The sequence below is a fragment of the Ureibacillus terrenus genome (assembly GCF_006569205.1).
Classification (GTDB): domain Bacteria; phylum Bacillota; class Bacilli; order Bacillales_A; family Planococcaceae; genus Ureibacillus; species Ureibacillus terrenus.
Map to the genome: position 1 here is coordinate 167079 of NZ_VIGD01000002.1, position 14669 is coordinate 181747.

Below are 14669 nucleotides of genomic sequence, written 5' to 3' on the forward strand. Positions count from 1 at the left end.
GGCAGGCCGCAATCCTTCATTCCATTTGCATACCATACAGTGGTATGGTATAATGTAGTCAGAGACTGGGGGTTGATGAAGCTGGAAAACCATCTTAACGAGGAGAGCTGTTCCCACCGAAAAAGCCATCATCCGGAACAAGTCAAGAAGGATTTAATCACCCGTTTGAACCGCATTGAAGGGCAAATTCGCGGCATAAAAGGAATGATTGAACGGGATGTGTATTGCGATGATGTCATTACGCAAATCGCCGCGACCCAATCGGCATTGAACAGCGTCGCCAAGATTTTATTGGAAGGACATATCAAAGGGTGCGTGGTGAGCAGGCTTGCCGAAGGGGACCAGGAGATTCTCGATGAACTGATTGTCACGATCCAAAAATTAATGCGCAAATAAAATGGAGGAGGAAATGAACATGGAAAATGTCACATTACGGGTGAAAGGAATGTCCTGCAATCATTGCGTAAAAGCGGTGGAAGGAAGCGTCGGCGCTTTGGACGGCGTACAGGAAGTGAAAGTCGATTTGCAGGCGGGCACAGTGGATGTCGCATTCGACGCGTCAAAAGTTACGCTCGATCAAATTAAAGAAACGATCGATGATCAAGGGTACGAGGTGGAATAAGAAATGGGGGCGTCCGCTCCTCTTTTCTTTTTCCGCTTTACATACCCTATGACGGTATAGAAACGGGGTGAACCTCGGAATGAGCAAGGAACAAAGCAATCATTTAAAAGAAATTACTTTGCAAATTACCGGCATGTCTTGCGCGGCCTGCGCCAACCGTATCGAAAAAGCCCTCAACAAAATGCAGGGGGTGGAAAGCGCGGCGGTCAACCTTGCCCTGGAAACGGCGACGGTCGAATTCAATCCTTCCGAAGTCAGCGTTTCCGATCTCATCGGACGGATCGAAAAATTGGGCTATGGCGCCCGCGTCAAAGAAACCGAAGCGGCCGATGACCGGGAGCGGGAAATCAGAAAGCAATTGATCAAATTCATTGTCGCCGCTTTCCTTTCATTGCCTTTGTTATGGACGATGGCTGCGCATTTCCCGTTTATGTCCTTTATTTATATGCCGCATGTTTTAATGAATCCGTGGGTGCAAATGGCGTTTGCCACACCGGTTCAATTCATCATCGGATGGCAATTTTATAAAGGCGCCTACAAAGCTTTGAAAAACGGCGGCGCCAATATGGACGTCCTTGTTGCGCTCGGCACGTCCAGCGCATATTTTTACAGCTTGTATCAAACAATAAAAGCGCTTAACACCGGCATGCATCCGAACCTTTATTTTGAGACGAGCGCGGTATTGATCACGTTGATTCTGTTGGGGAAATGGTTTGAAGCAAAAGCGAAAGGCCGGTCTTCCGAAGCCATCAAAAAATTGATGGGCTTGCAGGCAAAACAGGCCCGCGTGATCCGGGACGGCGCGGAAAAAGAAATTCCGCTTGAAGAAGTCGTTGTGGGCGACATCCTGCTCGTAAAGCCGGGCGAGAAGATCCCTGTCGACGGGGAAGTGATAGAAGGAGCCGGTGCCGTCGACGAATCGATGCTGACGGGGGAAAGCATCCCGGCAGATAAGACGGTGGGCTCGGCAGTGTTCGGTTCCACCATCAATAAAAACGGCTTTATTAAAATGAAAGCGACCAAAGTCGGCCGGGATACCGCCCTCGCCCAAATCATCAAAGCGGTGGAAGATGCGCAAAGTTCGAAAGCGCCGATTCAACGGCTCGCCGATCAAATTTCCGGCATATTTGTGCCGATTGTGGTCGCCATTGCATTGATCACTTTTGCCGCCTGGATTTTCTTCGTTGCGCCAGGGGAAGTGGCGCAGGCCCTGGAAGCCATGATTTCCGTGCTGGTCATAGCCTGCCCTTGTGCATTGGGGCTTGCGACGCCGACATCGATCATGGCCGGTACGGGAAGAGCGGCGGAATACGGCATTTTGTTCAAAGGCGGGGAATATTTGGAACAGACCCATCAACTCGACACGGTCGTCGTGGATAAAACGGGTACGGTTACAAAGGGGGAACCGGCTCTGACAGATGTGATAACAGCGGAAGGAAAAGAGGAAGAAACTTTCCTTTCATTCATCGGTTCCGTCGAAAAACAGTCGGAACACCCGTTGGCCCAGGCGATAGTGGAAGGCATAGAAGGGCGCGGAATCGCTCTCTGGGAAGCGCGGGAATTTGAAGCCATTCCGGGCATGGGCGTGAAAGGCATTGTGGAAGGAAAAGAAGTCCTTGTCGGAAACAGAAAATTCATGCAGGCCCACCGTATTGACATCGGGGAGGCCTCATCCCAAATGGAGCGGCTTGAAGAAAAAGGAAAAACGGCCATGCTCGCAAGCATTGGCGGCGAGTATGCGGGACTGGTGGCTGTCAGCGATACGTTGAAAGAATCGTCAAAACGGGCGATACAACGGCTGAAGGACATGGGCATTGAAGTCATCATGTTGACGGGCGACAATGAACGGACGGCGAAAGCGATCGGGGAAGAAGTGGGCGTCGATCATGTCATCGCGGAAGTGCTGCCTGAGCAAAAGGCGGAAGAAATCAGGAAATTGCAGAAGGCAGGAAAGAAAGTGGCGATGGTCGGGGATGGAATCAACGACGCGCCTGCATTGGCCGTCGCAGATATCGGCATGGCAATCGGCACCGGCACGGATGTGGCGATGGAGGCGGCGGATGTGACGCTGATGCGCGGCGATTTAAACAGCATTGCCGACGCCATTTTGATGAGCCGCAAAACGATGCGGAACATCAAGCAAAACCTGTTCTGGGCCTTTGCCTATAACACCATCGGCATCCCGGTTGCCGCGGCGGGATTTCTTGCCCCATGGGTGGCCGGCGCCGCCATGGCGTTCAGCTCCGTTTCGGTGGTATTAAATGCATTGCGATTGCAGCGGGTGAAACTGAATCATTAAAGGTGGCAGGGCTGTCCGGGAAGAACCGCCATTTCCGGCAGCCTTTGCGCTTTACCGGCATCCTTTACGTCCTGCCGGCGGTTTCTAATGGCAAACATGCTGGCCGGTAAAAATGGCATGATTACGGTTAAAACCCAAGAAAGTTCCTCAGGTGATGATTGGCAATTTTCAAAAAGCCTGAAATAAACGATCGCAAAGGCCGGCCACACAGGAATCCCGCAGGTATCTTGCTTAACTCCGATGCATAAATCCCAGGGAAATGCAGATGCTGTAAATATAGCAATTGAGGAGACTGCCAAAAGGAGGACTTTGAATGAAAAAGCTGCTTCTAATACTTACAGCGTTTTTGAGCATTTTCCCATTAACGGCTTGCGGCAATAAAGATGATTTGACAACGAAAAATGAAAAAAATCCGACGGAATTTTTGGACAGTGAAGATGTGGATGTAACGAACAACCAGGTGGATGGAGAAAAAGTGGTAGGAGAGAACATGGACGGGAAAGAAGGGCATGCGGATGTGACCCATTCCACTTGGGGAAAAATTCCGGAAGGCTTGAAGGAAGCGAAAAATCCAAAGTTCAAGGTGGGCGACAAAGTGATCATCAACGCGGCCCATGACGCCGATATGCAAGGATCGGAAGGCACAGTTGTCGGGGCTTATGAATCGACGGTATATTCCATTACGTATACATCCACAACGGGCGTGCAGGAAGAAAACAAGAAATGGTTTGTGAGGGAAGAAATCGAGCCCCTTGGCGAAAAAACTTTGAATATCGGCGACCGGGTCATTATTGAAGCCGACCGCGAAGAGGGAATGAAAGGGGCGGAAGGAACAATCGACACCGCGGAGGAAACGGTGGTCTACATGGTCGATTATGTCAATAAAGATGGGGAAAAAGTGGAAAACTATCAATGGCTCAAAGAAAGCGAATTGTCCCCTGCGAAATAAAACAGGCTGTAATGGAACGGTTTGATAAGAGCGGATGGGAAGAAATCCGCTCTTTTTTTGTTGAGAAAATAAGTCTTCATATTCCAAAAGGGGCAGCCGATTCCTTTCATGAAAAGAAAATTCATTTTTTATAATTTGTTTATAGGCAGTTTTTTATATTAAGATATGAATATCACATGTTATTCAAAGGATGAAGGCTATGAAAATGAATATTCTGGTGACAGTTGATTCCAATTATCTCCATCCGTTAACGGTCATGCTGAAATCATTGTTCATGAACAATCCGAATGAACAGTTTTCGATTTATCTTGTCCAATCTTCCATACCTGACCAGCAGCTCGAATTATTGGACGCTTTCATTTCCGGCGAAGGCCATGAGTTCCACAACATTCCGATCGATGATCAATTATTCAGCGATGCTCCAACCCTTATGCATTATACGAAAACGATGTACTATCGTTTGCTCGCCCACAAATTTTTGCCGCAACATCTTGACCGCATACTTTATTTGGATCCGGATATTTTGGTGATTAACCGAATAAGGGAATTATATGAACTTGATTTGGAAGGGTACCTTTTTGCAGCCGCAGACCATCGGACCATGCCGATCAAAGAAATCAATAAGATCCGCTTCAATCCTTTCGACCTGGAAGCCTACTACAATTCCGGCGTCCTGCTGATGAATTTGCCGCTTTTGCGGGAAACCATCGATGAAAAGGAAATTTTTGATTTTGTGGAAAAATATCATTCCAAGCTCATCATGCCCGACCAGGATATCATGAACGCCCTTTATTCGAAGAAAATCAAGGGCATTGATGAAGTCAAATACAATTATGATGCGAGGTATTACAATATTTATAAACTGAAAAGCAGCGGGCTCTTCGATATGGATTATGTCATGAACCATACCGTCATCCTGCATTTCTGCGGAAAGAAGAAACCGTGGAAGAAAAATTACAGCGGAAAATTCCACTCCTTGTACAAACATTACGAAAAGATCACGAACGACGCCGTTGCGGCATTGGAAGGCGCGAAAATGGGAGCGGCCAGCGAGAAGGCGAATTGAACAGAGAGAAAAAAGGCTTGATTCTCTTTTTGAATCAAGCCTTTTTTAACTTTGGACGGAAATGGCGGGCAACTTTTGCTCTCCGTTACCTCACATTTGCATTTCGCCGTATTATTGATGCATGCCGGGGATGCCCCTGCAAATGAACGAACATGGAAGATATGCTATAGTAGTCATATGATATATGAAAGGATGTAACGCATGTCAAAAAGTTTAGTGTTAGCGGAAAAGCCTTCGGTGGCCCGGGATATTGCCCGGGTGCTGAAATGCCATAAAAGCGGAAACGGCTATCTGGAAGGGAATCAATACATCGTCACCTGGGCGCTCGGCCATTTGGTGACCCTCGCCGATCCGGAGCAATATGATGCGAAATATAGAACATGGAGGCTCGAGGATCTGCCGATGCTGCCGGACCCGATGAAACTGACGGTCATCAGGCAGACGGCAAAGCAGTTCAATGCGGTCAAGGCGCAGCTTCACCGGAAAGATGTCCGGGAAATCATCATCGCCACCGATGCCGGAAGGGAAGGGGAGCTCGTTGCCCGCTGGATCATCGAAAAGGCGAACGTCCGGAAACCGATTAAACGCCTTTGGATTTCATCGGTGACGGACAAAGCCATCAAAGAAGGATTCAACCATTTAAAACCGGGGAAACTCTATGAAAATCTGTATGCGTCCGCCGTTGCACGTTCGGAGGCGGACTGGTATATCGGGCTGAACGCGACCCGGGCGCTTACGACCAAATACAATGCCCAATTGAACTGCGGGCGCGTGCAAACGCCGACGCTTGCCATCATCGCCGCCCGGGAAGAAGAAATCAAAAACTTTGTGCCGAAAGACTATTATGGAATCCAGGCGACAGCAGGCAAAGTGGCGCTCACATGGAGAGATTCCTCCGGCAACACCCGGAGTTTCCATAAAGAAAAAATCGAATCCATCATCCAAAAAATCAATGGCAAACACGCCATCGTGACGGAAGTGGAGAAAAAGAAGAAAAAATCCTATGCTCCCGGCCTGTACGACTTGACGGAATTGCAGCGGGATGCCAATAAGCTGTTCGGCTTCTCCGCGAAGGAAACGTTGAACATCATGCAGCGGCTGTATGAACATTATAAGGTGCTGACGTATCCAAGAACCGATTCCCCATACCTTTCATCCGATATCGTTCCAACCATTCCGGAAAGACTGAAAGCTTGCGGCGTCGGCGAATACCGCCAGCTTGCCGACGATATTTTGAAAAAGCCGATCAAAGCCAACAAATCCTTCGTGGATGATGCGAAAGTCAGCGACCATCATGCCATCATCCCGACGGAGCAGCCGGTCGACCTTTCCGAATTCACCGACCGGGAACGGAAAATTTACGATCTGGTCATCAAACGTTTCCTGGCCGTGCTGCTTCCGCCTTCGGAATACGAAGAAATGACGGTACATGCGAAGATCGGGGATGAAACGTTCATCGCAAAAGGGAAACATATATTGAACCCAGGATGGAAAAAAGTGTTTGCGGCCGATGTTGCGGAAGAGGATGAAGAAGATGTGCGCGAACAGGTGTTGCCGCCGATTGCCAAAGGGGACAAACTGACGGTTTCGGACATCCAAATGACGCGGGGGCAAACGAAGCCGCCAGCACGTTTTACGGAAGCGACCCTGCTTTCCGCAATGGAAAATCCGGTGAAATATCTGGGGACGAACGACCGGAAGCTGGCCGAAACATTAAAATCCACCGGCGGACTCGGAACGGTGGCGACAAGGGCCGATATTATCGAGAAGCTGTTCAACAGTTTCATGATTGAAAAACGCGGCGGAAAAGAAATTTACTTGACCTCAAAAGGGCGCCAACTGCTCGATCTGGTGCCGGAAGACTTGAAATCCCCCGCTTTGACCGCCGAATGGGAAATGAAGCTGGAACAGATCGCGAAGGGCAAAATGAGAAAAGAAGTGTTCATCAATGAAATGAAGCGGTTTACGAAGGAAATCGTCCGGGAAATCAAGACGAGCGGCAAAACATTCAAGCACGATAACCTTTCGACGAAACATTGTCCGGAATGCGGAAAATTGATGCTGGAAGTGAACGGGAAGAAAGGCAAAATGCTCGTCTGCCAGGACCGGGAGTGCGGATACCGGAAAACCGTTTCCCAATTTACGAATCATCGCTGTCCAAATTGCCATAAGAAGCTGGAATTGTTTGGGGAAGGGGAAGGAAGAATCTTCGTCTGCCCATGCGGGTTCCGTGAAAAATGGTCCACGTTCCAGGAAAAACTGAAGAAACAGACGAGCGGCAAGGTGGACAAGTGGACGCTGCAAAAATATTTGAAAAAGGAAAACGAATCCTTTACGAACAACGCCCTTGCGGAAGCGTTGAAGCAATTGAAACTCGACCAATAAAACGGTTCGGATGCAGGTCGCATTTGCCAAAGGGTGCCATGGAATGTTGCGGCCGGCTCTGAAAAGTTTGGCATACACTGAACAGCAGATTGGTTGCTGGGATGACGGAAAAAAGCGGATGGGAAAAATTATTCCCATCCGCTTTTCCGTTTTTTTATTTCGTTGCATATGGCAGCCATAGGGTGAGGGAAGGAATATACGTCAGCATCAGCAATACCACAACGGAAGCGATCAAAAACGGCCATAGCGATCTTACCAATTCGCCGATCGGCACCCGTGTAATCGAGGATGCAATGAACAATCCGGAACCGACCGGAGGGGTCAATATCCCGATTGTCAAGTTGATGCAGATGATGATGCCAAAATGAATCGGATCCACATTATATAATGGTAGCAACGGCATGAAGATCGGAACAAGGATGATCAGCGCGGCAATGCCGTCCATGAACATGCCCAAAATCAACAGGAAAATGTTCACGAGCAACAGGAAGACAATCGTGCTGTCCGAAATGGAAACCATCCATTGGGCGATTTGCTGCGGAATCCGTTCGAACGCCAACATCCATCCGAAAATATTGGCCATGGCAATCAAGATCGTAATGACCGCCGTAGTGGAAACGGTGTTGATCAAGATTTTTGGAATTTGCGACAGTTTCAGCTCACGGTAGAAGAACAGTCCCACCAAAAGCGCGACAAAACTTGCTATCGCCGCGGATTCCGTTGCGGTAAAGGCCCCGCTCAAAATGCCGACGATGATGATGAGCGGAACAGCCAGGGCAGGGAGCACCCCCAGGAAGGAACGGAACATTTCCCCGGCCGATGCCCGCTTTTCTTTCGGGAAGCTTTCTTTGAAACCGATGAAAGCGATGATGATCATAAAGCCCAGCCCCAATAAAATGCCGGGGATGACGCCTGCTTTGAACATGTCGGCAATGGAAGCGCCGGAACTCACACCATAAATGATGAACAGCATGCTCGGCGGGATGATGGGGCCAAGCAATCCTGCCGCCGCTGTCGTCGTGGTGCTGAAAGATTTGCTGTAGCCCGATTTTTCCATTTCCGGCACCATGGTGCGGCTCATCATGGCAATTTGGGCCGTGGCGGATCCGATGATGGCCGCGAGCATCATGTTGGCCGCGACGTTAACGTAGGCGAGCCCGCCGCGGAAATGTCCGATGAATTTTTTCGCAAAATCCACAAGCCGTTTTGTAATGCCCCCGAAGTTCATCAATTCCCCGGCAAGCATGAAGAGGGGAATGGCGAGCAGTCCGTAGTTTTCCATCCCGGAATAAAGCCGTTGAGGGACGGTGACGAGAAGCGTCAAATTACCCGTGGCAAAAATGTAGACGACCGTTGTGATGCCAAGCACATAGGCAATAGGGACGCCCAGAAGCAGCAATACGGCAAAAGCGATTATCGCGATGATTGGAAGTCACCCCCGTCTTTTTCGGATTGCCGGAAGGACTGGATTGTGTTATTGATGACATGAACCGTCGCGAAGGCGAATGAAACCGGGATGCTTAAATAAAAGTAGATTTTCGGCCAGTTCAATGCCGTTGATTTTTGGACGAAAATATTCGGCTTCATGATCCAATCCGACGCCAAATAAAGGACATAAGCGACAAAGATGAGCAGAATAAGGTTGCTGATGGCATGGATATATTTTTTATATTTGTCCGGAACCGCATCGACCAAAATGGTGATGGCAGGGGATGCTTTTTCCTTCAGCACCATGCTTCCGCCGATAAACGTAATCCAAATCAGGCAGAAGATGGCCAACTCGTCCGACCATAGCAAAGGATTTTTGAACACATAACGGAAGAAGAAACCGCCCACCATTGACACCATCAATGTCAATGCAAGGATCAATGCCAGCACCTTCTCGATGGAATAGACAACATCGCTGATTTTGCTTAATACTCTCAAATGAAAACACCTTCTATCTATGAAAAGATTCATTGGGACATTAAAGGAAAAGGGGACTTGCCACTTATTTTGTCACGGATAAGTCAGAAAGTCACCAAACATCAAAAGCTTACTTGCCGCCCTCGGCTTCTTCGATAAAGGCTTTGATAATATCCGATTTTTTGGAAAATTCATTGCGGACTTCATTTGTCACTGTTTGGAATTTGGAAGGATCGATTTCTTCCAATACTTCAATGCCCGCATCTTTCAATGCCTGCAAATTGGATTCTTCGCGTCTAATGGCTTCCTGCACTCCCCAGTCCACCGCATTTTTCATCGCCGTGCGGATGATTTCCTGATCTTCAGGAGTTAATGAATCATAAACCGCTTTGCTCATGACAATCACGGTAGGGAAGGTCATTTGGTTCGTCAGCGTCAAATACTTTGCAACTTCATAATATTTCTCAGTGACCAAAGCATCCAAATCGATATCGATGCCGTCGATGACACCTGTCTGAAGCGATGTGTACACTTCATTCAGCGGCATGGCTGTCGGGCCGGCTCCGACTTTTTCCCAGTAGGATTGCATTGCCGGGCTTCCGATGATCCGGATTTTTTTGCCTTTCAAATCTTTCGGAGATTCCGCAAAGCCGTCTTTCATGAGAACGTGGCGGTTTCCGGCAAACATGAAATCAAGGCCCACCAAACCTTGCGAACTTAACTCTTCCAGCATTTGCTTCGCAGGTTCGGATTCCCGCATCTTCACGGCTTCCTCCAGGCTTCCGAACAGATAAGGCATAAACCATGCATTCAATGAATCTTGGCGTGTACTCATATAAGCGTTTGTCATAAAACCGAAATCAATGGCGCCTGTTTCCAGCTGCTGCACCATATCCGCTTCCGTCCCCAATGTGGAGGCAGGGTGGATTTCAATATCAAAACGTCCGTCGGAAAGTTTTCTCAGTTCTTCCCCGAATTTTTGGGCCGTCACGTTCCAAACATGGTTTTCTTGTACCACGTGGGCAATTTTGAATACGCGTGTTTCTCCCTCGGCGCTTGCATTGTTGCCGGATGTGGAAGATTCATCTCTTCCGCATGCTGCCAAAGCAAGAGCCAAAATCCCCATGATGAAAGAATATAATAGCTTTTTAAAATGCATAATGATCCCCCTTGTTTGAATAAAAGTATTTATATGAAGACTATTTGTAATAAACAAACAGGCAATATTACAAGATAGTCTTTTGTCGATAAATTCCGACATTTGCAGCGGAAAATAGAAAGTTTTCAGTAAATTCATTGATATACTTTGAATAATTCTGTTTAAACCCATTATGTATTTCATCAATAGTGAACTCGTTACACTAATAATATAAATTCGTCAAAATAGTGTCAATATTTTTTCACACTTTGAAACTAGAAAAATAGTGCATTTATTAGAAAATAATCGATTAAAAAAGCAGAATCCCGTTTGGGGATTCTGCTTTTCTTTGGCCCTTATCTGAAGGCTGCCTTAAATTCTCCCGTGATTTCTTGGAATCCATTATTCGTTTCATATTTTTGCTCTACTTCCAGATCGAAGCGTTCCATGATTGGCAGGTCGTTCACGGAGAACAGGTAGGAGTCTTCGGATGCAACGTGTTCATACCAAGCCCAGTTCGGCACGACGAAGTAGTCGCCTTGCTTCCAGTCGAACCGCACGCCGTTGATGACGGAATAGCCGGAGCCCTTGTGCACGTTGTAAACCGTCGAGTGCGTATGGCGCAACGCTTTTGTATGGAATCCTTTCGGCAAGAATTGCATGCGGGTGCCCAAAGTAGGGTTGGCTGATTTTCCTGTGGACGGATTGAAGTATTCAACGGCATAACCGTGATGCGGATCCGGGTCGAATTCCATTAATCCTTTAATGGCATCGACTGTCCGCTGCCATTTGAAGTTTGCGAGCGGCGCTATCGTATACTTGCTGTCGCCGACAGGGCGGACGATGCCTCCCTGGTAGCGTTTTTCGCTGAAGTTGTCCGGAACTTCCGGCCGTTGCAATCCGTCTTCCGTATCTTCATATGGGTCAAAGAATGTGCCCCCGATGGCGAATACAGTCGGAATGTCCAAAGCGTCCATCCAAAGCATCGGTTCGGTGCCGACGTGTTCATGGCCATGCCATAAACCTTTCGGAGTGATGAGGAAATCTCCTTCTTCCATGAACACCCGCTGCCCCTGGACGATCGTGTAGGCGCCGGAACCTTTGGAAATGAAGCGCATGGCGTTTTGAGAGTGGCGATGGGACGGCGCTTTTTCGCCAGGCAGCAAACTTTGGACGGCAACATAGATTGTTTGGGTTGTCGATGCCCATCCCCAAGGTTTGCGGTACGTTAATCCCGGGTTTTGGAAATAGATGGCACGGCGCTCGCCGCCGCGTTCAGGCGTGAAGATTTGGGTCGCTTCCGCCATTTTCTTTTCGATCAATTCGCTGCTCCAAAGATAGGCTTCCGCCTGTGGAGTCGGCGTGCGGTGCATAATTTCAGGAATGGCTTCCCAAAGCGGTCCAAGGTGATACTGCTGAATGTCCCTCGTGAAGTCGGTTACAATGGAGCTTTTCATAAATTCTTTCATTTCTTGGCTTACTTCTCCCATAATCATTCCCCTTTGCTCATTTATTTTTTGTAGAAGGGGCGGTTAAGCGCCGGCGCAAACTTGCTCATCATGCGCCGGTCCTGGCCCCGTGTATTTATTTTGTAAAAGGGAACAGCTTAGCGCTGCCCGCTAAACATTGGCAGGTTGTTTGACGGCTTTCACTTTGTTTTCGAGAACGCCGATCTTCTCGATTTCGATTGTGACAACATCGCCGTCTTTCAAGAATTGCTGAGGGTTCATGGCAAAACCGACACCGCCTGGAGTGCCTGTCAATACAAGATCGCCCGGTTCCAGTGTCATTAAGCCGGACAGGAAGGAAACAAGTTTTGGAACGGTAAATACGAAGTCGTCGGTATTCGTGGATTGCCGCACTTCGCCGTTTACTTTCAACACCATATCGAGCCCTGCCGGATCGCCGATTTCATCTGCCGTGACGAGGTGAGGCCCCAAAGGGAGGGAACCGTCCACCGTTTTGCCTTGCAGCCATTGGAGGGTGCGCCGCTGAATGTCGCGGTACGTCACGTCGTTGGCAATCGTATAACCGGCCACATAATCGAGGGCCTCTTCTTCGGAAACGTTGCGGGCCTGTTTGCCGACAACAAAAGCAAATTCCATCTCATAATCCAGCTGTTCTGAAATAGGGAAGTGCGGAATATCGTCTTCCGGGCCGATGATGGTGTTGGCAAACTTTGCAAAGATGACCGGATGGGTCGGGATTTCACGTCCCATTTCCTGGATATGTTTCCGGAAGTTGTGGCCGACGCAAATAATTTTTCCAGGTTTTTGGACAGGCGCTTCAATTTTTACTTCGCTGCGGTTGTAAATCACTTTTTTATCAAATCGATCAGGGTTTTCTAGGATGAAATCGATGGCGCCTTGGGCAAGTGCCAGCGATTCTTTCCCTCCCTGGAATAATTCATCGGTGATGGCCGGTACAAATGCGTGGGCGATTTCTTTGTACCGATATTTGCCCAGTGCCTGTAATTGCGCTTGATAAGCATAGTTCAGGTCGATTACTTGATCGTTCACAATTGCTCCGGCACGGGTGTGTCCACCTGCTGTATAGTTGACTAATTTCATTCATTGACCTCCTATATTATAATTTTAGTGAATTTTGTTCGCTATTTATATAAAAATATTAATCTCGCGTTTCAATGTTGTCAATATTTTTTGTTTTCAGAAATATTTTTCTGCTTGCCTCCAAAATCTGGGTGATTTATGAGCAGAATGGGATGTATCACTGCAAAAATAGAAGCGTTATGTGTATAAGCAGGAATTGCAAGTGCCCAAGAGGATGGAGCAAGCGCCCAAGCGGGGAGTGTAAATGCCCGAGTGGGGAGTGCAAGTGCCCGAGTGGAAGGGGCAAGCGCCCAAGCGGGGAGTGCAAGCGCCCGAGCGGATGGGGTGAGCGCCCGAGCGGGGAGTGCAAGTGCCCGAGCGGGGAGTGCAAGCGCCCAAGCGGGGAGTGCAAGCGCCCAAGCGGGGAGTGCAAGTGCCCGAGTGGATGGGGTGAGCGCCCGAGCGGGGAGTGCAAGCGCCCAAGCGGGGAGTGCAAGTGCCCGAGTGGATGGGGTGAGCGCCCGAGCGGGGAGTGCAAGCGCCCGAGTGGATGGGGTGAGCGCCCGAGCGGGGAGTGCAAGTGCCCGAGTGGGGAGTGTAAGTGCTCGAGCAGGGAGTGCAAGCGCCCGAGCGGGGAGTGCAAGTGCCCGAGCGGGAAGTGTAAATGCCCGAGTGGAAGGGGCAAGCGCCCGAGTGGGGAGTGTATTTGCTCAAGAAGATGGATTATGTGCCAAGCATGAAGTATATCCGACCAAGAGGAGCTCCATCTGCCCAAGCGGAATCCCCAAGTAGACCGGTTCGTCCATCATCAACAAAAAAGGAGCGGATGGCTTATGTCCGCTCCCTTGATCTATTGGGTTTTTGATAGTTTCATAGACTTTCAGCGTTTGCTGAAAATCCGTATTGGGCGGAAAGTTCCCTGCTGATGTCCATAATGTACCGGCTAGTCGGATGATCCGGGGAAGTCGGCACGGTTTCGGTGTAGCCGACGATGGTGATGGCGCCCAATAATTCTTGCTCATAATTTAAAATCGGGACGCTGAAGGAAGAAACATGGCTTACCAACGGCTCGATTTTCGATGCAAAATAACTTTTTCTGGCCGTTTCCAATTCTTTGTCGAGTTCTTTCAACTGTTCCTCATTCAACTTGGCTCTTTCGGAATCCAGCCAATTCTTCACCAGTTCATTACGGAAAGATGCAAAAATGACGCCCGTCGATGAACCCAAGGGCAAGTTTGTCCCGATTTGCGCACCGATGTTGATTCCATATAATGCATCCGAAATGTAGGAAACGAGGGGACCCCCTGCGGAAGGAACCGCAAGAAGAGCGGTAAGCCCCGTCTTTTTGCTGATTTTTTTCAAATATGGAATCACGGTTTCCACGATGGAAGATTGTCCTTTCGCAATGTTGCCCAATTGAATAAGTTTGTGTCCCAAAGAATAGGTATTATCAGGGTTGCGTTGAATCGCCCCGAATTCATGCAGGGTCGTCAAATATTTATACAAATTGCTTTTTGTCATTGATGTAATGTTTTGGATTTCCGTAAACTTTAACGGCTCTTTATGATTTGCGATGATTTCTAAAATATTCAAACCGATTTCCAGGGACTGGATCTTGTTTTCCTTTGACATGACATTCCTCCGATAGACTATGATGTTCGATATTATAGCAAAGAATCGTTTAAGAAAGAAATTTTTGATTTTTTCGATGAAATTATTGACACTTGGTTGTATTTTATTATAAAGTTTTCTTAAA

13 protein-coding genes are annotated in these 14669 nt (G+C 48.4%); 7 read left to right on the forward strand and 6 right to left on the reverse strand.

From position 1 onward, the window contains the following. Positions 1–75: 75 nt before the first annotated feature. The 6 genes from FKZ59_RS02840 (at position 76) to FKZ59_RS02865 (ending at position 7321) form a co-directional block, all read left to right on the forward strand. The gene (locus FKZ59_RS02840; RefSeq protein ID WP_141601268.1) at positions 76–396 is read left to right on the forward strand and encodes a metal-sensitive transcriptional regulator; all 321 of its coding nucleotides are present in this window, start codon (positions 76–78) and stop codon (positions 394–396) included. A 19-nt stretch (positions 397–415) separates the two neighbouring features. Further along, the gene (gene copZ / locus FKZ59_RS02845) at positions 416–622 is read left to right on the forward strand and encodes a copper chaperone CopZ (protein WP_141601221.1); all 207 of its coding nucleotides are present in this window, start codon (positions 416–418) and stop codon (positions 620–622) included. Between the two features lie 79 nt (positions 623–701). After that, positions 702–2921, forward strand: a complete 2220-nt coding sequence (locus FKZ59_RS02850; protein ID WP_141601222.1) for a heavy metal translocating P-type ATPase — start codon at positions 702–704, stop codon at positions 2919–2921. Between the two features lie 313 nt (positions 2922–3234). Then, entirely contained in the window at positions 3235–3870 is a 636-nt protein-coding gene (locus FKZ59_RS02855; RefSeq protein WP_141601223.1) for a YdhK family protein, read from the forward strand. A 199-nt stretch (positions 3871–4069) separates the two neighbouring features. Next, positions 4070–4936, forward strand: a complete 867-nt coding sequence (locus tag FKZ59_RS02860; protein ID WP_141601224.1) for a glycosyltransferase family 8 protein — start codon at positions 4070–4072, stop codon at positions 4934–4936. 201 nt (positions 4937–5137) lie between these two features. Then, a complete protein-coding gene (locus FKZ59_RS02865) occupies positions 5138–7321 on the forward strand; it encodes a DNA topoisomerase III (RefSeq protein ID WP_141601225.1) in 2184 nt (727 codons plus the stop codon). A 154-nt stretch (positions 7322–7475) separates the two neighbouring features. Here FKZ59_RS02865 and FKZ59_RS02870 read toward each other — a convergent pair whose 3' ends face one another. From FKZ59_RS02870 to FKZ59_RS02890, 5 genes are all read right to left on the reverse strand, one after another. Beyond that, positions 7476–8720: a TRAP transporter large permease gene (locus FKZ59_RS02870; protein ID WP_246045787.1), complete on the reverse strand. Its 1245-nt coding sequence runs from the start codon at positions 8718–8720 to the stop codon at positions 7476–7478. A gap of 14 nt (positions 8721–8734) precedes the next feature. Then, complete coding sequence (locus FKZ59_RS02875) at positions 8735–9247, reverse strand: TRAP transporter small permease (protein ID WP_181733154.1); 513 nt, start codon at positions 9245–9247, stop codon at positions 8735–8737. A 109-nt stretch (positions 9248–9356) separates the two neighbouring features. Continuing rightward, positions 9357–10385, reverse strand: a complete 1029-nt coding sequence (locus FKZ59_RS02880; protein WP_141601228.1) for a TRAP transporter substrate-binding protein — start codon at positions 10383–10385, stop codon at positions 9357–9359. A 335-nt stretch (positions 10386–10720) separates the two neighbouring features. Next, positions 10721–11854 (reverse strand): cupin domain-containing protein, encoded by a 1134-nt coding sequence (locus FKZ59_RS02885; protein ID WP_141601229.1) that lies wholly within the window; start codon positions 11852–11854, stop codon positions 10721–10723. Between the two features lie 129 nt (positions 11855–11983). Continuing rightward, the gene (locus FKZ59_RS02890; protein ID WP_141601230.1) at positions 11984–12934 is read right to left on the reverse strand and encodes a fumarylacetoacetate hydrolase family protein; all 951 of its coding nucleotides are present in this window, start codon (positions 12932–12934) and stop codon (positions 11984–11986) included. Positions 12935–13186: 252 nt separating this feature from the next. On the opposite strand from FKZ59_RS02890, the gene FKZ59_RS02895 reads away from it, so the two are divergent. Continuing rightward, positions 13187–13705, forward strand: coding sequence for a hypothetical protein (locus FKZ59_RS02895; protein ID WP_141601231.1), 519 nt, complete (start codon positions 13187–13189; stop codon positions 13703–13705). Between the two features lie 78 nt (positions 13706–13783). Here FKZ59_RS02895 and FKZ59_RS02900 read toward each other — a convergent pair whose 3' ends face one another. Next, complete coding sequence (locus FKZ59_RS02900; RefSeq protein WP_141601232.1) at positions 13784–14545, reverse strand: IclR family transcriptional regulator; 762 nt, start codon at positions 14543–14545, stop codon at positions 13784–13786. Positions 14546–14669: the final 124 nt, after the last annotated feature.

Coding starts and splice junctions, on each gene's coding strand:
- FKZ59_RS02840 (WP_141601268.1), top strand. CDS start 76: ATGAAGCTGGAAAACCATCTTAACGAGGAGAGCTGTTCCCACCGAAAA.
- copZ (WP_141601221.1), top strand. CDS start 416: ATGGAAAATGTCACATTACGGGTGAAAGGAATGTCCTGCAATCATTGC.
- FKZ59_RS02850 (WP_141601222.1), top strand. CDS start 702: ATGAGCAAGGAACAAAGCAATCATTTAAAAGAAATTACTTTGCAAATT.
- FKZ59_RS02855 (WP_141601223.1), top strand. CDS start 3,235: ATGAAAAAGCTGCTTCTAATACTTACAGCGTTTTTGAGCATTTTCCCA.
- FKZ59_RS02860 (WP_141601224.1), top strand. CDS start 4,070: ATGAAAATGAATATTCTGGTGACAGTTGATTCCAATTATCTCCATCCG.
- FKZ59_RS02865 (WP_141601225.1), top strand. CDS start 5,138: ATGTCAAAAAGTTTAGTGTTAGCGGAAAAGCCTTCGGTGGCCCGGGAT.
- FKZ59_RS02880 (WP_141601228.1), bottom strand. CDS start 10,385: ATGCATTTTAAAAAGCTATTATATTCTTTCATCATGGGGATTTTGGCT.
- FKZ59_RS02885 (WP_141601229.1), bottom strand. CDS start 11,854: ATGGGAGAAGTAAGCCAAGAAATGAAAGAATTTATGAAAAGCTCCATT.
- FKZ59_RS02890 (WP_141601230.1), bottom strand. CDS start 12,934: ATGAAATTAGTCAACTATACAGCAGGTGGACACACCCGTGCCGGAGCA.
- FKZ59_RS02900 (WP_141601232.1), bottom strand. CDS start 14,545: ATGTCAAAGGAAAACAAGATCCAGTCCCTGGAAATCGGTTTGAATATT.